Annotated in this window: 11 protein-coding genes and 2 tRNA genes; 9 read left to right on the forward strand and 4 right to left on the reverse strand. The window is 62.8% G+C overall.

The window, feature by feature from the left end; all coding sequences use genetic code 11:
- Nucleotides 1-153: 153 nt before the first annotated feature.
- A complete protein-coding gene (locus DESPIGER_RS09990; protein WP_072336278.1) occupies nt 154-885 on the forward strand; it encodes a DUF4952 domain-containing protein in 732 nt (243 codons plus the stop codon).
- Nucleotides 886-1,139: 254 nt separating this feature from the next.
- Here the strand turns inward: DESPIGER_RS09990 and DESPIGER_RS09995 are convergent, their stop codons facing one another.
- Nucleotides 1,140-1,841 (reverse strand): YczE/YyaS/YitT family protein, encoded by a 702-nt coding sequence (locus tag DESPIGER_RS09995; RefSeq protein WP_072336281.1) that lies wholly within the window; start codon nt 1,839-1,841, stop codon nt 1,140-1,142.
- A gap of 292 nt (nt 1,842-2,133) precedes the next feature.
- On the opposite strand from DESPIGER_RS09995, the gene fic reads away from it, so the two are divergent.
- Nucleotides 2,134-2,676 carry a protein adenylyltransferase Fic gene (fic, locus tag DESPIGER_RS10000; RefSeq protein ID WP_072336283.1) on the forward strand — a complete coding sequence of 181 codons (543 nt, stop codon included), beginning with the start codon at nt 2,134-2,136 and terminating at the stop codon, nt 2,674-2,676.
- Between the two features lie 1,159 nt (nt 2,677-3,835).
- Entirely contained in the window at nt 3,836-4,621 is a 786-nt protein-coding gene (locus DESPIGER_RS13190; protein ID WP_197678004.1) for a zinc ribbon domain-containing protein, read from the forward strand.
- Between the two features lie 547 nt (nt 4,622-5,168).
- On the opposite strand, the gene DESPIGER_RS10010 is transcribed toward DESPIGER_RS13190, so the two are convergent.
- Nucleotides 5,169-5,263 (reverse strand) — tRNA-Ser (locus tag DESPIGER_RS10010).
- 191 nt (nt 5,264-5,454) lie between these two features.
- On the opposite strand from DESPIGER_RS10010, the gene DESPIGER_RS10015 reads away from it, so the two are divergent.
- The 6 genes from DESPIGER_RS10015 (at nt 5,455) to DESPIGER_RS10040 (ending at nt 12,964) form a co-directional block, all read left to right on the forward strand.
- Nucleotides 5,455-7,179 (forward strand): glutamine--tRNA ligase/YqeY domain fusion protein, encoded by a 1,725-nt coding sequence (locus tag DESPIGER_RS10015; RefSeq protein WP_072336285.1) that lies wholly within the window; start codon nt 5,455-5,457, stop codon nt 7,177-7,179.
- Between the two features lie 167 nt (nt 7,180-7,346).
- Nucleotides 7,347-7,422: transfer RNA gene (locus DESPIGER_RS10020), tRNA-Lys, on the forward strand.
- A gap of 410 nt (nt 7,423-7,832) precedes the next feature.
- Nucleotides 7,833-8,567: a sulfite exporter TauE/SafE family protein gene (locus DESPIGER_RS10025; RefSeq protein WP_072336288.1), complete on the forward strand. Its 735-nt coding sequence runs from the start codon at nt 7,833-7,835 to the stop codon at nt 8,565-8,567.
- A 468-nt stretch (nt 8,568-9,035) separates the two neighbouring features.
- Nucleotides 9,036-10,814, forward strand: a complete 1,779-nt coding sequence (locus tag DESPIGER_RS10030) for a TraB/GumN family protein (protein ID WP_072336291.1) — start codon at nt 9,036-9,038, stop codon at nt 10,812-10,814.
- 78 nt (nt 10,815-10,892) lie between these two features.
- Nucleotides 10,893-11,897, forward strand: a complete 1,005-nt coding sequence (locus DESPIGER_RS10035) for a hypothetical protein (protein ID WP_072336294.1) — start codon at nt 10,893-10,895, stop codon at nt 11,895-11,897.
- Nucleotides 11,894-12,964: a radical SAM/SPASM domain-containing protein gene (locus tag DESPIGER_RS10040; RefSeq protein WP_072336297.1), complete on the forward strand. Its 1,071-nt coding sequence runs from the start codon at nt 11,894-11,896 to the stop codon at nt 12,962-12,964. The genes DESPIGER_RS10035 and DESPIGER_RS10040 overlap by 4 nt, the downstream gene beginning before the upstream one ends.
- 102 nt (nt 12,965-13,066) lie before the next feature.
- On the opposite strand, the gene DESPIGER_RS12670 is transcribed toward DESPIGER_RS10040, so the two are convergent.
- Both DESPIGER_RS12670 and DESPIGER_RS12675 read right to left on the reverse strand, forming a co-directional pair.
- On the reverse strand, nt 13,067-16,108 hold the full coding sequence (locus DESPIGER_RS12670) for an autotransporter outer membrane beta-barrel domain-containing protein (RefSeq protein ID WP_083575375.1): 3,042 nt from the start codon (nt 16,106-16,108) through the stop codon (nt 13,067-13,069).
- A gap of 98 nt (nt 16,109-16,206) precedes the next feature.
- A protein-coding gene (locus tag DESPIGER_RS12675; protein WP_156831586.1) for an IS5 family transposase occupies nt 16,207-16,973 on the reverse strand; the annotation gives its coding sequence in 2 pieces (ribosomal slippage) (nt 16,207-16,613 and nt 16,613-16,973; 768 coding nt in all).
- Between the last annotated feature and the right edge of the window lie 432 nt (nt 16,974-17,405).

A 17,405-nucleotide genomic window follows, 5' to 3' on the forward strand; every position in this document is an offset into this window, starting at 1 on the left:
TGTCCGGGACAGGGCGTCGGGCCCGTGTCGCCGTGCCGCAGGGCGGGACATGCTGGCCGGGCCGCGCCAGTGCGGCGCCGCGGGCCGTGCTGTGCCCGCACACCTCATCCCCCGGCAGGCGGCACGGCGGGGAAGGAACGAAGGAGACGCGTCATGCGCATGCTGCTGGCCCTGCTGCTGGGCCTGTATCTGTCCTGGCCTGCCCGGGCGGCCGACAGCGGGCCTGTCCTGCTTTTGCCGGGGCTGCCCGCTCCGGCGGCGGAGGCGGCACCGGGCCCCCGGTGCGCTGATTTTCTGGACGAGGCGGGCCTCAGGCCGGAAGGGCTGGAATATCTGTTTTGCCGTCCCGCCACGGATCCGCGCACGGGGCGCCGGACGCTCACGGCCCGGTACCGCGTGCCGGGGCCGCAGGCCGCTGCGGTGGAAGCGGCCCTGCGCGGACGCACCGGCATGGCCGCCCTGGAACGTCAGGCGGGCATCTGGCAGCTGCCGGAGGGCGGGGAAGGGCGGTTCGTCCTGCGGCGGAGCGCAGGAGAGGCCCGTCCCGTCGGGACGCTGCCGGGCATGTTCCTGCCGGCCGGGGAGCTGCCGGAGGGTCTTTCCGGGGGCGGTGATGCCGGGGGCGGGGCGGCCGTCCCGTCCGTTGCCGGGGGCCCTGACCCCGCGGCGGCGAAAGGAGCCGCTGATGGCGCAGGCACCGCCGCTGTGGACGGTCCCGCTGCCGGGCCGGATGCGCCCCTTGCGGAGGGTTCTCCCGCTGCCGGGCCGTCCTGCACGGTGAGCATGGGCGAAGTGCCGCAAGCGGGGGTATGGGCACCGCAGCGGGACGACTGGGGAAAGGTGGCCTGGTTCGCGGTGACGGTGCGTCTGCCGCTGTCCCGCTGAAAGGGCGCGTCCTGCCGGGCCCAGGCCCTTGCGCGTTCCCGGCACCGTGGGCAGGGGCCGCGTGCCGCGCCGGGAATGTCCCGGCAGGACACCGGGCGGCATGGCGCGGCAGGCCGGGAGGGAAGGCCGCAGCGTGCGGGGCAGGGCATCCGGCCCACGAAGCGCCGTGGGCTGTCCGGGCGCTGTCATGGCGGGCACGGCCGTCTGCGGGATCGCCCTCCGGGCCATCGTGCCGGGAGGCGGGGCCGTTGCCGTCATTTCTGGCGGGGCGGCATCTCCGTTTTGATGTGGCGCAGGAGCCGGCGTTGCTGGGGGGACCAGAGCAGGGGCTTCAGCCTGCGCGTCCAGGGCGAGGAGAGGCGGGCGAACATGCCCACCAGGACGGCCGAGAGCACGGTGCCTTCGCGCAGGCCCACGATGCTGCCCAGCACGGCAAGGCCGAGGAGGAGCGAGGCCAGGACCAGCGAGCAGTCGAACAGGACCTTGATGTTGCCGAAATTCTTGCGGGACAGCGTCGAGATGACGATGACCAGGCCTTCACCGGGGATGACGGTGGCGTTGCTCATGATCTCCAGGCTGATGCCCGCGCCCAGCACGGCGCTGCCCACGACACACATGACGATCTGCCAGACATAGACGTCCGTGACCAGCGCACCGGTGAGGTGCATCCAGATGTCGATGAACACACTGAAGATGAGCACGGCCGGGATCTGCAAAAGCTCCGCGATGCCCAGCCTGCGCCGCAGCAGGATGCGCTGGAGCAGCAGGAAGATCAGGTTGCAGGCAAAAGTCGTGGTGCCCAGCGTGAGGCCGAAGATGGCCGCCAGCGTGTAGGGCAGGGTCGTGATGGGCGTCGTGCCGAGATTGGCGTGGGTGATCAGGGCGATGCCCAGGGCGTTGACAAAAAGCGAGACGGAAAGACAGGTATAGCGTTTGACGACATCCGACGTTTTCATGGTGGCCCCCTTGCACGCGGCATGCCCGGGCTCCATGCCTGTCCACTGGCGGCAGCCTGCCGGGGAGCTGCGTATACAAGGCAGAGTAATCATTGTGGAAGAGACTGCAAGCCCCTTTCATCCGGTCGGCCGCGAGCCGTGTCGGTTGTCTCTGGGCTCCTGGTAGCGTAGAAAACAAAGAGAGTGTGGCAGCGGCATGCCGCGAAAAAAAGACAGGCAGGGGCGGGCAAAAGACCTATAGGCGGGGCCCGTCCGCCGCGCACTCCTGCCTGGAACCAAGGAAGCAACGATTATGGATATTGACGGACGCAGTTTGGTCAATGCGCGCCGCCTGTTTGAAAGCGGTGATATCGACACCATGGAAGTGGGCACCACTAGGGGCTTGCAGCAGATCCATGCCTATCTTTTTGGCGGGCTGTATGATTTTGCCGGCCAGATACGAAAAGTGAATATCTCCAAAGGCAATTTCCGTTTCGCCAACTGCCTGTATCTCAAGGAGGCCCTAGCCGCCATTGAGAAGATGCCGGAGACGGACTTCGCCGCCATCATTGCCAAGTATGTAGAAATGAACATTGCCCACCCCTTTTTGGAAGGCAACGGCCGCGCCGCGCGCATCTGGTTGGACATGCTGTTGAAGAAACATCTGCGCAAGGTGGTGGACTGGAGCAAGGTGGACAAGACCGCCTACCTCCAAGCCATGGAACGCAGTCCGGTCAACGATCTGGAACTGCGCGTCCTTTTGGAGCCCAACCTTACTGCTGCCGTGGACGACCGTGACGTCATCTTTAAGGGCATCGAGCAGTCTTATTTTTATGAAGGCTACAGGAAAAATTGAGGAGGCTGCACGGAGAGGTCTATATGGAGTAAGGGCTTCAGTGGAGAGCATCATATGTTACCTCTGACTTTATGCCGCTGAGATAGCCTTTTGCGCTACCATAGCTGAGGATTCCGAAAATATGCTCTTCTTCGGTATCGCGAAGGCTGTTCAGAATATGGCTGACAGCTAAGTAAGTTACCTTGAAGATGTTGAGAGATTTATCTCTAACCTGTGAAAGTATGGTGATATTGGCATGTTCGGAGATGTTTGTTGTGTTATTTTCGTCTAGGATAGCATTTGGCTTGATTATGAGTATTCTCTGTGTCTATTTTGATAGCTCACATATGTTTACGGTCTCTTTAGCTACTTCGTCAGTACTCATATCAGAGAATATAAAAATATGGTCTACTTTTGCTATTCTTTCTAGAATGTCATGAGTAATGGCATCTTTGTTTGACTTCGTATCAGCCGGCAGTAATATTTCACCAAACTTTGTGCATTGGCTATCGGAATCTGTGATAATGCTGAAAGACTTCTGGACGCCAAGTTCTCTAAAATAGCTTATCTCTTCGTTGAAACTATAATTGCCAATGAAAATGAAGTAAGAATTATCTATAACGAGTTCGTAAATATCATCATTTTACAGCTCTAGCATAAAATTATTCCTTTTTGAGTGGTATACCAGTAAGCTGCATTTATATTGATTCCCCCGTCCTAAAAAGCTAAGATGTCCCCTGTTATGTGGCTTCTTCCCATGCGTTCGGTACGGCGCAAACTCCCGCTTGCCGGGCAAGGGAGGTTGGCCGCATGAGACGCCTTGTGCTCCTGGCGCTGCTGACGCTCCTTTGTTCGATGTTCCGGGCCTCGTCCCGGCTATAAATTGATAAAACAAAGGCCCCCGTCCGGTGGGCACCGGGCGAGGGCTTGAAACATGTAGCATAGCCACGTAACACATAAGGGGACGCTGGCGCGTCGTACCTGCCGGGGGAGTGTTGGTAGCATTCTCCCGGCACCTTTTTTGTAAGCAGTCTCCCAGAAGATTGCAAGTCTCAGCCTGTAGATGCCTTCATCATGGTTGTCTCTGCTGCAGGTCTATATATCATATCTTTTTGCGAATATACTTGACAGAGATTGTTACTACGCTTATTTTTTTATAAAATTTTATTGGAGGTGTTCTATGGGCTATCTCCTTTTGTTTATTATCTTAATGTTTGGTATATATGCCATGTGGGGAGGGACTGCAGTTTTAGTTATTATAGGTGCACTAATTTTTCTGGCTATGGTTGCTTATGCGTCTGGCTCTGAAAAACAAAAAGAAATTAAAACTAAATTAGATGAACTTTTGCCTGGATATGAAAAATATAAAGTTGTTTTAGTAAAAGCTAATAAGGAATCTATGTATAATAGATATTTTATTGATGATGCTTCAAGTAAGATTATTAAATTTTCTGATGAGAATAAAGATTTAACATATTTTGATATTTCTAGTATTGTAAAATGCGAGCTTGCATTTAATGATGAATATATAAACTCTACAAGCAGAGGAAGTCAGTTGTTAGGGGCTGCAGTTGGTGGGCTTGCTCTAGGCGGTATTGGTGCAATCATTGGCGGCTTATCCGCAAAAAAAATTTCAAAGAAAGCCGAAATTGATAAGGCTACTATTACGATATTTTTAGATGATGTAACACATAGTATAGAAGAGATAAAACTAGAAAGAATAGCATTGGCTGAAACGGCATCTGAATTTGAAAGAAAAGTAAAAGAATTCTACGCAGTACTATTACTTTGTATGGGTAAGACTGAAAAAAAATTTGATAATGGCATGAAAAAATGCCCATTCTGTGCTGAGGAAATAAAAAAAGAGGCAATTATTTGCCGATATTGTGGTAAAGATTTGCCTCCTGATACTGCTACAGATGAGTCTACATCTAAGGACAGTGTGTCGCTTGATATTTCTAGATAAAATACAACATGAGATTCATATTAGGTACATGAACAACGTAATCGAACTAAGCTGAAATATTCTAGGTAATTGATTATATAAAAAATTAATTTATAAATAATATTATTGACTTTTTTATGAAATATGATATAATAATATAAAGCTGAAAAATTGCTTTCGGCTAAAGCCCTCTGCATTCCCGCAGGGGGCTTTTCATTTATTATAAGACAGGAGTTATTTATGTCTTACACGAAAGAAATGTGTCTGTGCCTTCTTGACAACCCTGACAACATTGAACCGAATCGCTTACCGAGAGCGTTGAGCGGCAAGTCTTCCAAACCATGAATAAGGCCATATCCATGCGTGTTGGCGACAGAACGCCGTGGCGCGGCCAGTACGCGCTTGTGACCGGTGACGACGAGGAGCACGAAGATGCGTGCCCCCTGGAAACGGCTGTTTCGGCACGCCGGTATACTCTTTGGTATACACCTTTGCCGGGGAGCCATTTTTCAGGCACGAAAAAAGCCGGTAAGTTACGTGCTGTAACCTACCGGCTTTACTGCCTTAGTGGCGGAGAGGGAGGGATTTGAACCCTCGATACAGGTTTAAGCCCGTATACTCGCTTAGCAGGCGAGCTCCTTCGGCCGACTCGGACACCTCTCCGCTCGGGGAAGACATCGTCATTCCCGCGTGAGGCTGTACATTAGTCGTGAAGGGACCGCCTGTCAAGGGCAAATCCGGCAAAGGGACAAAAAAATCTCTGCCTTTGCCGGGAAGTCCCGGCGGGCAGCGTTGACCCCCGTACCGGCTTGGCGTATCCTGCTGCGTTCAATATCTTACGGAGGAACAACGCCATGAGCGAAAACAAGACCGAGACCGTGGCCGCTGCCGCGGAAAGCAACGACAATCCCAAAGCCGGTGTGGACTTCATCCGCGCCCGCATCATGGACGACAACGCGTCGGGTCGTTTCGGGGGTCAGGTGCACACGCGCTTTCCTCCGGAACCCAACGGCTACCTGCATCTGGGGCATGCCAAGTCCATCTGCCTGAACTTCGGCGTGGCGCGCGAGTTCGGCGGCATGTGCAACCTGCGCTTCGACGACACCAACCCCGTCAAGGAAGACACCGAATATGTGGATTCCATCCGCGAGGACGTGAAGTGGCTGGGCGGTGAATGGGGGGACCGTGAATTCTACGCCTCCAACTATTTCGACAAGCTTTACGAATACGCCGAGCAGCTCATCCTCAAGGGCAAGGCCTATGTGGACGACCTGAGCGCCGACGAGATCCGCGAGTACCGCGGCACCCTGACCCGCCCCGGCAAGGAAAGCCCCTGCCGCGACCGCAGCGTGGAAGAGAACCTGGACCTGTTCCGCCGCATGCGCGCCGGGGAATTCGCCGACGGCGAGCATGTGCTGCGCGCCAAGATCGACATGGCCTCGCCCAATCTGGTCATGCGCGACCCCACCCTGTACCGCATCCGCCATGCCGAGCACCATCGCACGGGCAACAAGTGGTGCATCTATCCCATGTACGACTTCACGCACTGCCTGTCCGACTCGCTGGAAGGCATCACCCACTCCATCTGCACGCTGGAGTTCGAGAACAACCGCGAGCTCTATGACTGGGTGCTGGACGCGCTGGAGGTCTACCATCCCCAGCAGATCGAATTCGCGCGCCTCAACCTCACCCACACGGTGCTGTCCAAGCGCAAGCTCATCCAGCTGGTGAAGGAAGGCTACGTCAAGGGCTGGGACGACCCGCGCATGCCCACCCTGAGCGGCCTGCGCCGCCGCGGCGTGCCGCCGGAGGCCCTGCGCGAGTTCTGCAGCCGCATCGGCATCGCCCGCTCCGACTCCATGGTGGATTACGCGGTGCTGGAATTCTGCATCCGCGAATACCTCAACGCCCACACCCCGCGCGCCATGGCCGTGCTGGACCCCGTGAAGGTGGTCATCGAAAACTACCCCGAAGACCAGGTGGAAGAGTTCGAGATGCCCTGGCATCCCGAAGATGCCGCCTACGGCAGCCGCACCGTGCCCTTCTCGCGTGAGCTGTGGATCGAGCGCGACGACTTCCGCCAGGAGCCGCCCAAAAAGTACCACCGTCTGGCCCCCGGCGCGGAAGTGCGCCTGCGGTACGCCTATTTCATCACCTGCCGCGAGGCCGTGTACGACGATGCCGGCAATCTGGTGGAACTGCGCTGCACCTACGATCCCGCGAGCCGCGGCGGCCAGAGCCCCGACGGCCGCAAGGTCAAGGGCACCATCCACTGGGTCTCCGCCCGCCATGCCGTGCCCGCCACCGTGCGCCTGTACGAGCACCTGTTCTCGGCCGAGAACCCCAACGCCATGCCCGAAGGCCAGACCTTCCTGGATGCCATCAATCCCGATTCCCTACGCGAAGTGACCGCCATGCTGGAACCGGCCCTGGCCTCTCAGGAAGTGGGCGCCAAAGTGCAGTTCGAGCGCGTGGGCTACTTCTGCAAGGACAAGGACAGCACCGGCGAGCGCCCGGTCTTCAACCGTACCGTGGGCCTGCGTGACTCCTGGGCCAGGCAGGAGAAGAAGAACGCCTAGCCCGGCGGGGGACGGCAGGGCGTCCGGCCCCGGCGGCCGTCCCCCCGGTGAGGGGAGCACGGCCGTGCCATGCGGCAGGGCTGTGGCCCGGAACGGCCGTAAAAACGGATTTGTACAAAATAAACCTTGACTTCGTGTGGGGATTTGTATATCTGAAACGTCTCAACGGGTCGTTAACTCAGTAGGTAGAGTATCTGCCTTTTAAGCAGAGAGTCGCAGGTTCGAACCCCGCACGACCCACCATGACAGATAAGCCCCTGATGCAAGCGCGTCAGGGGCTTTTTCCTGTTTTTTCCCCTGGTTCCCGGTTGCCAAAAGGCCGGGACCCTCCTAAGCATGGAGTGCGCGGGCCGCAGCGGGGGCTGTGGACGCGGGCAGGGGAGCGCGGCGCGGGAAGTTCCCGCAGGCAATCCCCCTGATGGGAGAATGCCGTGCCGCACGAAAGACGGCCCGCACGGCATGCCGCGCCCTGCAGGGCGGGCAGCGCCATAGGGCATGGCATCCCCCGGCGGACGGGCCGCTTTCCTGCGGGCGGGACGCTCCGCCCGCCATCCGCCATGCGCGTTTCCCGCTGTCTGCGGACGGGCCGGAGCGGCAACGGCGTTTCGATTTCATGCACTGATGGGGGCGGCCCGTGGCCGCAGGAGGGGCGTATGCCCGGGATGACAGAGATCTGTGTGTTCCTCGCCTGGATCGCAGGCGGTTTCGTGTCCGGCGTCAGCGGCATCGGTGGCGCCATGGTGGCCTTCCCCTTTCTGGTCATGCTCCTGCCGGTGCATGAGGTCATCGCCCTGACCTGCATCGTCAACATGGTCATGGACCTCTGTCTGGCCGGCCTGCATTTCCGCTTCTGCCGCGTCAGCGCCCTGTGGCCCATGCTGCTGGCCTCGGTGCCCGGCTCCTTTGCCGGGCTCTATATCCTCCAGGTCTGTTCCGGCCCCGTGCTGCAGGGCGCCGTGGGCCTGCTCCTGCTCTATTACGTCTACTGGCAGAAGACCTTCCGCGCCCGCGGCAGCATCGCCCATCCCCGGGCCCTGGGTGCCGTGGCCGGTTTCGGCTCCGGCCTGCTGGGCACGGCCATCGCCTTCGACGGTCCGCCCGTGGGCGCCTACGGCCTGTGCATGGGCTGGGAACCGCGCGTGCTGCTGGGCACGCTGGGCGTCTTCTTCGTACTGCGCGCCACCGTGACCCTGGCGCTGCAGGGCATGGCCGGTTTCTACACGCCCACGGTGCTCACCTGCGCCATGTACGGCGCGCCCGGCGTCATCCTGGGCACCTGTATCGCCTTCCCCGTGGTCAAGCACATCTCGCAGCAGGCCTTCCGCAAGGTGCTGCTCTGCGTCATCGCCGTGGCTGGTGTGGTCTGCCTGGTGCGGGCGCTGGGATAGGCGCGCCTGCGCGGGCAAGGCAGGGCTGCCTGTCTTTGGGGCCGCCCGGGTGGCGGCTGCTGCCCGGCATCACGGGCGGGCCAAGCGCGGCGATGCGGCAAGGGGCCGGGGCTTGCGCAGCCCCAGGCCCCCTGCACCACCTGCCCCGCGTCGGGTCCCCGGTGCCGTGGCGGCGCGCCGGGACGGACGGCACCGCGCCTTCGGCGCACGCCGTCAAACGGCGCGCTCAACAGGCGACGAGGGCACGGGGGATATGGCAGGTCTTGCTGTGACCGGGAAAAGTGCTTGCCTGATGCGGCAGGATGCCAGCGACATGCCTGAGAATGGAAAGGCCGGTGTTTATGTACCGGCCTTTTGTGTCTGGAAGGGGCCTTGCCCCGCCCCGCATTGCGGCCCGCCGTCAAAGCGGCTATCCTGCGAAAAGATGCGAAGAGCATCCTTTCCGCACTCCAGCAGTGAGGCCGCGTCATGAATCCCGTCACCCACATCCTTGCCCGCGCCGTGGTCCCCGAACATTCCGCGCCCTTCATGCAGGCCGTTTCCGGGGGCCGGGTGCTGATGGTGGATAGCTTCGTCTTTTACGCCGCCGAAGACTGGCTCATGGCCATCGCCTACCCCTTGCGGGACGGCGGCGAGTACAGCCACCAGCGTTTCGAGGCCGCCTTGTCCGGGGCCCTGCGCGAGACCGGGGCCACGGCCTGCTTTGCCGTGGGGCCCGACCTGCCGCCGCGTCTGGCGGGCAACGTGCTGGAGCGGGACGAGTTCTACACCCTTCCGGCCGATGCGCCCGTGCCGCCGCGTCTGCGTTCGCCCGTGCGCAAGGCCCGGGAACGTCTGCGCATCGACGAGACGCGCGAGTTCGGTCCGCAGCACCGCCGCCTGTGGGCCGAGTTCATGGGCCGGGCCGTGCTGCGGGCCAACGTGCGCGAGCTCTTTGCCCGCACGCCGCAGATGCTGGCCGCCGAAGGGGCCGACGTGCGCCTGCTCAACGCCTGGGACGGCGACCGTCTGGTGGCCTGTCTGGTGCTGGATTACAGCACGCCCGCCTTCGTCAGCTATATCGTGGGCGCCCGTGCGCGCAGCCATCCCGTGCCCCACGCCGGGGACGCGCTCTTTGCCGTCATGCTGGAGAAGGCCCGCGCGGCGGGCTGTGACTTCGTCCAGCTGGGCCTGGGCGTCAATGAGGGCATCACCCGCTTCAAGCGCAAGTGGGGCGGGGCGCCGCAGCTTCCCTACGTCATGGCCCAGTGGCAGGAGCGGCCGCGCGCCGACGTGCATAAGGTGGTGCTGGACGAGCTCATGCAGGCCCTGGTGGAGCGCAGCGACGAGGGCCTTTCCAAGCGCCAGATACTGGACAGGCTGCCCGACCAGCGCCCCTTTGCCATGCTCTGGGAGCTGGAGAAGCAGGGCCGCCGCTCCTGGATCTGCGGCACGGCGCATTTTTTCTGCTATTCCTTTGCCGACTCGTTCCGCCGCCTGTTCCGCCAGGTGGACACCGTCATCTTTGAAGGCCCGCTGGATGCCGAGAGCCTGGCGCAGGTGGAGGCCTGCGGCAAGTCTCCTGATCCCGGGGCCGTGCCGCTGGACAGCCTGATGACCGGGGCCGAGATCCGGCGGCTGGAGCGCGTGGTCTGCGGCGTGCGCGGGCCGGTGGCGCGCTTTTTGAACATGGAGTGGGAGGACGCGCCGGACGTGCGGGAGCGCCTGCATGCCACCCGGCACTGGTACGCCTTCTTCTCCCTCTGGACGGCCTTCCTGGAGCGGCAGGGCTGGCGCGATTCCGTGGATCTGGAGGCCTGGCATCTGGCCCGCGACATGGGCAAGACCGTGCTGGGCATGGAGAGCATGGAAGAGCAGCTGCACTCCCTGGAAGTGGTGCCCGTGCCGCGCGTGCTGGACTTCTTCCGCCACTGCGGCCAGTGGCGCTCCTATATGAAGCGCAATATCTACCACTATCTGCGTGGCGAGCTGGAACCCATGATGGGCACCAGCACGGAATTCCCCACGCGCACGCAGCAGGTCATCGACTTCCGTGACCAGCGCTTCCGCGAACGCATGCGGCCCTTCATCGAAAAGGGCGGGGCCGCCGTCTTCGTGGGCGCGGCCCACATGCTGCGCCTGCGCCGCATGCTCACCGAGGACGGCTTCACGGTGCGGCAGGTGCGGCCCACCTGGGTCCACAGGATGCGTGCCCGCCTGCGCGGCGAGGACGATCTTTACCGCATCCCCGCTGACGGGGAGCGCTGACAGCCGGGGGCGCCCCGCCGGCCCGTGCCCCGTCGGGGGCAGGTCGTGGCCCGGGTGCTCCGCCACAAGGAGACCATCATGTTTTCACTGGGATTGCAGCATTTCACGGCCGAGGCCGTGGTCCCGGAACAGCTGCTGCACTATGTGGCGGCCGTGGCCGGTTCCCGGCCGCTGGCCTGCGCCGGTTTCCCCGCCTATCTGCTGGAAGGGCATCTGGTGCTGGTGGCCTATGACGCGGCCATGCTGGAGACCTTTGCCGGAGGGCCGGATCTGGAAGTGGCCGCCGCCGGGGTCAGGGAGGCCACGGATGCGGCCGCCCGTCTGGAGGCCGTGAGCGTGCGCCAGAGCGCCGAGGCCGCCACGCCGGAGGGCGTGCGGCTGCGTGTGGATGCCGCTGTGGATGCGGCCCTTGCCCTGCCGGAAGTGCGCCGGATCACCGTCCTAGCCCCGGTGCGGCCCGCACGGGCCCCGCAGGATGCCGTCACGGGCGTGCCGGACGCCTACTGGGATATCGACCTGCCCCTGCTGCGCGAGGACGGCTCCCTGCCGTGGCAGAAGCTGCGCAACATGGAGCGCCGCGCCCTGCGCGAGGTGGAGGTGGTGCGCGAGGCCTGGCAGCCCGACCACGCCGCGCTGGTGCAGGACTTTTTGCGCCGCAAGCCTTTCGAGCCCGGCACGGTGCATATTTTCAGCCATCTGGAAAGCTATGCGGGCTCCCATCCCGACGTGCAGCTCTGGGCCGCCCGCCACCGGGAGGACAACAGCCTCCAGGCCTTTGCCGTGGGCGATTACGCCTCCCTGACCACGGCCTTCTACATGTTCGCCTTCCGGCGGCAGGATGCCGTGCCCGGCTGCGCCGACGCCCTGCTGGCCGGGCTGGTCAGCGAGGCCGAGGCCCGCGGGCACAGACGCTTCTGCCTTGGCCTGGGCATCGATCCCGGCATCCGCTTCTTCAAGCGCAAGTGGCATGCCCGCCCGGCATTGCCCTGTCTGGAGACCGGCTGGAGCACCCGCGCCGCCACCCCGGGCGGCGGCTGGTTCGCCCGCCTGCGCCGCCTGCTGGGCGGAGAGGAGGCCGCATGAGCACGACCGATCCCCTGAGCCCCAGGGCCCTGCCCGGGCCGGGCCTGCGCCAGTGGCTGCGCGAGGCCTTCACGGGGCGGCCCACGCCCCTGCTCTGCATGCAGGTGGAGGTCTCGTCCGTCTGCACCTGCCGCTGCACCTACTGCCCGCACACCACCAAGAAGGATGTCTGGCAGTCGCGCCTCATGAGCGCCGAGACCTTCGCCGCCCTCTGGCCGCTCATGCGCCAGTGCGGCCGCGTCCATCTGCAGGGCTGGGGCGAGCCCTTCCTGCACCCCCGCTTCATGGATTTCGTCAGCGTGGCCCGGCGGGCGGGCTGTGCCGTATCCACCACCACCTGCGGCCAGCACATGGACGAGTCCCTGGCCGCCGCCATCGTGGACAGCGGCATGGACGTGGTGGCCTTTTCCCTGGCCGGTACCGACGAGGCCAGCAACGCCAGCCGCCGGGGCATCCCCTTCAGCCGGGTCTGCGAGGCCATCCGCTGCCTGCAGGAGGTGCGCCGCACAAAGCAGGGCGTCCATCTGGAAGTGCATCTGGCCTATCTGCTCCTGCCCTCGCAGCTGGATGCCGTGAAGCGCCTGCCCGAGCTCATGGAAGAACTGGACGTGCATTGCGCGGTGGTCAGCACCATGGATTACATCGCTTCGCCGGAGCTGGCCGTGGAGGCCTACAGCCCCGAAGAGGCGGACAAGGTGGCCGCAGCGGCCGCCGTGCTGGCCCCTGTGGCGGACCGGGTGCGCCGGAGCGGCCGGGAGCTGTGGTACGCCCTGCCTGACCCCGAGGCCGTGGGCCGTGTGCGCAACGGCTGCCGGGAAAACGTGGACCGCACCATCTATGTGGACACGCAGGGCAACCTTTCGCCCTGTGTGTACGTCAACCTGCCCACCAGCGAGGAAGACCCCAGGCGGCGCATCTTCGCCCGCGCCGAATACGGCCGCCCCGCCGGGGAGCTGGCCGGGCTGTGGCGCACCAGGGGCTTCAGGGATTTTCGCGCCGCCCTGGCCGGGCCCTGGCCCGACCTGCCCTGCGCGGGCTGTTCCAAGCGCTTCGAGAAGATCTGGTAATATTGCCGGAAACGCCGGGGATGAGGGGGAAGGGGGATCTTTCCGCGTGGCACGCCATGCGCCGTGCCCCGGAAGGTCTCCCTTCCCCCGGTCATTTACGGCCTAGAACTCATACCGTACCAGGGCCGTGCCGCTGACGCCCTGCCGCACGCCGGTGTGCCCCTGGACGCCGAAGTCCAGGCTCAGGCCGGAACCGGCCACGGGCATGAGGGTCAGACCGGCTTCCAGCAGGCCGCTGTCTCCCTTCAGGCTGGGCGCGGGGGCTTCAAGGCCGTAGGTGGTGGCGCGGGCCTTGCCGTTGAACTCGTGTTCCCAGGCCGCCCCGGCATAGCCGGTCACCTGACGGCTGAAGTCGTAGCCCAGCCGCGCCCCCAGGCGCAGGCGTTGCGAATCCACGCCGTCGAACGACCAGGGGTCGTCGACGATGTGGGTGGACTGGCCGTCGGTATGGGTCCAGAAGTACTTGCCGTAGACATCCAGGCGCAGGTCTTCGGTCATGTCCCACACATAGCCGAGCCCGGCGTGCAGGCCGTAGTAGGGCGTGGAAAGGTCGTACTCGGCCTTCCGGCCGCTGACGGCATCATGCAGGTCGTCGCTCTGCCACTGGCTGCTGAGGCGGCCATAACGGAAGGAGCCTTCCAGATACAGGCCCTTGAGCAGGTCTTCCTTCAGGTCCAGGCGGGCCAGCAGGCCGCCGCCGTAGTAGCTGCTCCGGCCATCGCCGTCCACGGACGGTTCGCCGGAAAAGCTGTTGCGGGTGTTCATGCGGGCGAAGCCCGCTTCAAAGAAGACGCCCGCCAGGATGTCCATCATGGACGTCTCCACCCGCTTGGCAAAACCGGTCATGAAGGCCACGCCGCTCAGGTCCACATGCGAGCCGGTCTGATAGCGCGAGCGCGTGCCGGTGACCGCGGCGAAAGGCGCGATGCCCCAGGCCGGGGCGTCGCCCCCGGTGGCGGTGGCGGCGCGGGCCTGATCCATGCCCTTCCCGGCCACCAGGTCGGCGCCGATGTTGCCCAGGGCCACACCGGCCAGCACGCCTTCCAGCGGGGCCTTGGCCTGGGGAGCCAGCCGGGCCCCCGCATCGCCGGACGGCCCGCCCTCCCGGCCTCGGGGCTGCACGCTATCGGTCACGGTGGCCAGCAGCGAGGTGTCCGTGGTCTTCAGGTCGAAGTCATAGGTCACGAACACGCCCTGCTGCCCGCTGAGGCGCTGCTGGGTCATGCCCTCGGCCTTCAGGCCGTGTTCGTTGGCCAGCAGGGTGACGCTGTCGCCCGTGCGGAGCAGTGGTTTGCCCCCGGCCACGGCCACGCCCACGGAACTGTGGCTGATGTCCGTGCCCCCGGCATCCGTGAGGGTCAGGACGGTCGTGCCGGCAGGGGTCTTTTCCGGCAGGATGAAGCGGTAATTGGCAAAGTTGCCCACGTTGACGGCCTTCAGGCCCGAGGTGCGGACTTCCAGCGTATTGCCGGTGCGCACGTCCCCGCTGCCGCCTGCCGTGCCGCCGCCGTACAGCGTGGTGCCGCCCAGATCGGGAGCCCCTTCGAGGATGACGGTATTGCCGGTGGCATTGCCCGCGCCTGTCCAGACGAAGCCGCCGTAGACCTCGCTGCCGGGCGTGCCGCCGCTGATGAGGACCGTGTTGCCGCGGGCATCGCCCTGGTCGGTATAGCCGCCGTACAGGCCCTCGCCGGCGCCGATGCTGCCGCCGCTGAACAGCACGGTATTGCCGATGGCCGCGCCGGTCCCGTTTTCCACGCAGCCGCCCATGACGCTGCCGCGCAGCGTACCGCCCGTGATGCTGACGGTGTTGTTACCGGCGCTGCCCGACGTGCTGTAGCCGCCGTAAACGGAGCCCGACTGCTCCTGGGTGCCGATGGTGCCGCCCGTGACCCGGACCGTGTTGCCGCGGGATTCCCCGCTGCCGCTGTCGCCGCCCAGGATGTTCTTGTGGACCGTACCGCCGCTCACCGTCACCTCATTGCCGGCGGCATCGCCCTTGGCGCTGTAGGCGCCGGTCAGGAACTGCACGTCGGCCGTCCCGCCGAAACTGATCTTGCTGCCTTCCGTGTTCCGGGTGCTGTTGTCGGCGATGAAGCTGCCGAAGGCATTACCGGCGATGGTGCCGCCGTCGATGACCAGCTCGTTGGCGGAGGCGCCGCCGCGATCGCTGTACCCGGCATAGACATGTTTGCCCACCTCGCCGCCATGCATCTCTATTTTGTTGCCGGAGGCGAGGCCGCGAAGGGAATCCCCGCTGGTCAGGAATTCCCTGACCGTGCCGCCGTTCATGACGAGCGTGTTCCCGTGCACGTCCGCCCCGCCGCTCATGCCCGCGGTCAGCTTGTCCACGGCGCTGGTGCTGCCCGAAAATTCCACACGGTTGTCCGCGGCATCCCCGTGCCCGGTCTGGACATGGCCGCCGTAGGCTTCCGCTCCCAGCTCGCCGCCGGTGACGGTCAGGGTATTGCCCAGGGCATTGCCTTCACGGCTGAAACCGGCACTGACGAAATGATAGGCGTCAGTGCGGCGGATGCTGCCGCCGCGGATGGTGAGGCTGTTGCCCGTGCTGTCGCCGTTCTTCGTATACCCGGCAGACACCTCGGTGTGGGAGCCCTCGATGTGGCCGTCACGGATCTCCAGCACGTTTTTGTGCACGTCCCCGGCCTGGCTGTAGCCCGCGTAGACGCGGCCACCGGCCCAGGTTCCGCCGATACGCCCGTTCTCCACAGTCACGGTGTTGCCGGATGCCCGGCCGTTCTCCGTGAAACCGCCATAGATGTTGGCGGCCCGGGATGTTCCGTCCCGCATCTCGACCCTGTTGCCGGTCACATCGCCCTTGCCGTCGGCATGGCCGCCGTAGAACGAGCTGGCGTCCAGGTCCCCGGCCCGGTTGGAGATGATGACGTGCCCCCCGTCCGCCGTGTACGGACCGGAAGCGCCATCCGTGGTGCCGGTATAGTGGCTGCTTTCAGGATGTCCAGGGCGGCCCTCCTTGCCGCCGCTGTCGGCGGGCGAAACGGCGGGAGCCAGCAGCACGGCCCCCAGCAGCAGCCCTGCCAGCGCGTTTCGCAGGCGGCATTTGCCCAGGATCAGGCGGTAGCGGCGCAGCAGCATGCCCAGGGCACCTTGGGTCTCTTTCATGGTTCCTCCTTTTTTGAGCCGCCTCCCCGCTGCGCTCCAGGATGCCATTCCTTATAGGAAATGAATTTCATTTTTATTTAGATAGTGTCTACACGAGTTTAAGTTAATACCTTAAGCCATATCGCTATACAGCGTATTTGTGCAGCAGCCTCAAATGAAGTGAGCATCTTCGCATATCTTGTAGCGATACCGCGCCACCGTTTGAGATGGAGAAAAGCATTCTCCACCAAGTGCCTCACTCGATAGAGGCTCTTATCATACCAACGTTGCGTCTTACGATTCCTTTTGGGGGGAATAACAATTTCGCAACCAGTCTCAGTTGCTTTATCTATGAGCTCATTGCTGTCATATCCGCGATCCGCCAACAAACATTGAGCGGTAATACCGTCAATCAAGGCTACGGCTTGTGTGCAATCCGCTGTGGTACCAGCTGTAACAGCAACTCTGACCGGCATACCATGCGCATCCACGGCCAGGTGTATTTTACTGTTGAGCCCCCTTTTGTGCGGCCCATACCCTGATTACCGCCTCTAGCCCCTGCCGCATGGGGGTGGACTTTGCAATGGCTGGCATCGATCATCAACCATTCAAAATCTGGCTCATCAATCAATATTTCAAGGAGTTTTTCCCATACTCGTTTGTCTCGCCAACGAATAAAGCGTTGATGAACGGTTCCCCATTTGCCATATTCCGGTGGCAGGTCTCGCCACGGCGCACCAGTACGCAATATCCAGAAGACGGCATTGATAAAGAGGCGATTATCCTTTGCTACACCTCCCCATTGCCCGCTTTGCCCAGGTAGATGAGGTTCCAATAAGGCCCACGCAGCATCCGAAATGTCATGGCGGCGTTGAGGATTCGTCATAAGCACATCCTTGCAGAATTGATGCACTCCTCATAATATAAATCTCGTGTAGACACTACCTAGAGAAAACACGGCAATCCTGTCAACAAAATTATGCATATAATTTCATAAAATACAGTGGATTGCCTGCGAAAGACAGGCATCCCCCCGAGGGGGCGCCGGCATTTTTTCCGCGCCGGACGCCCTTTTCCCCGTTCCACGGACGGATGGCGTCGACACGAAAGGCAGGCGGGAGAGACATAGTTGGGGAGGCGGCTTGCAGGACGGGAGGCAAGGCGGGGCAGGACGCCCGCTGCCCGCCGGCGCGGCGGCCGGGATGGCCGGACGCCTCTCCGGGCGGTGCCCCATGCGGGCTGCGCCCCGGCTCCGGCTCCACGGGCGGCCGGGAGCCTTTCTCCGGGGAGGGGAGGGCCGCGGCAGGCCGTTATCCGC

The organism is Desulfovibrio piger (assembly GCF_900116045.1).
In the GTDB taxonomy this organism is placed as follows: domain Bacteria; phylum Desulfobacterota; class Desulfovibrionia; order Desulfovibrionales; family Desulfovibrionaceae; genus Desulfovibrio; species Desulfovibrio piger_A.

Coding starts and splice junctions, on each gene's coding strand:
- DESPIGER_RS09990 (WP_072336278.1), top strand. CDS start 154: ATGCGCATGCTGCTGGCCCTGCTGCTGGGCCTGTATCTGTCCTGGCCT.
- DESPIGER_RS09995 (WP_072336281.1), bottom strand. CDS start 1,841: ATGAAAACGTCGGATGTCGTCAAACGCTATACCTGTCTTTCCGTCTCG.
- fic (WP_072336283.1), top strand. CDS start 2,134: ATGGATATTGACGGACGCAGTTTGGTCAATGCGCGCCGCCTGTTTGAA.
- DESPIGER_RS13190 (WP_197678004.1), top strand. CDS start 3,836: ATGGGCTATCTCCTTTTGTTTATTATCTTAATGTTTGGTATATATGCC.
- DESPIGER_RS10015 (WP_072336285.1), top strand. CDS start 5,455: ATGAGCGAAAACAAGACCGAGACCGTGGCCGCTGCCGCGGAAAGCAAC.
- DESPIGER_RS10025 (WP_072336288.1), top strand. CDS start 7,833: ATGCCCGGGATGACAGAGATCTGTGTGTTCCTCGCCTGGATCGCAGGC.
- DESPIGER_RS10030 (WP_072336291.1), top strand. CDS start 9,036: ATGAATCCCGTCACCCACATCCTTGCCCGCGCCGTGGTCCCCGAACAT.
- DESPIGER_RS10035 (WP_072336294.1), top strand. CDS start 10,893: ATGTTTTCACTGGGATTGCAGCATTTCACGGCCGAGGCCGTGGTCCCG.
- DESPIGER_RS10040 (WP_072336297.1), top strand. CDS start 11,894: ATGAGCACGACCGATCCCCTGAGCCCCAGGGCCCTGCCCGGGCCGGGC.
- DESPIGER_RS12670 (WP_083575375.1), bottom strand. CDS start 16,108: ATGAAAGAGACCCAAGGTGCCCTGGGCATGCTGCTGCGCCGCTACCGC.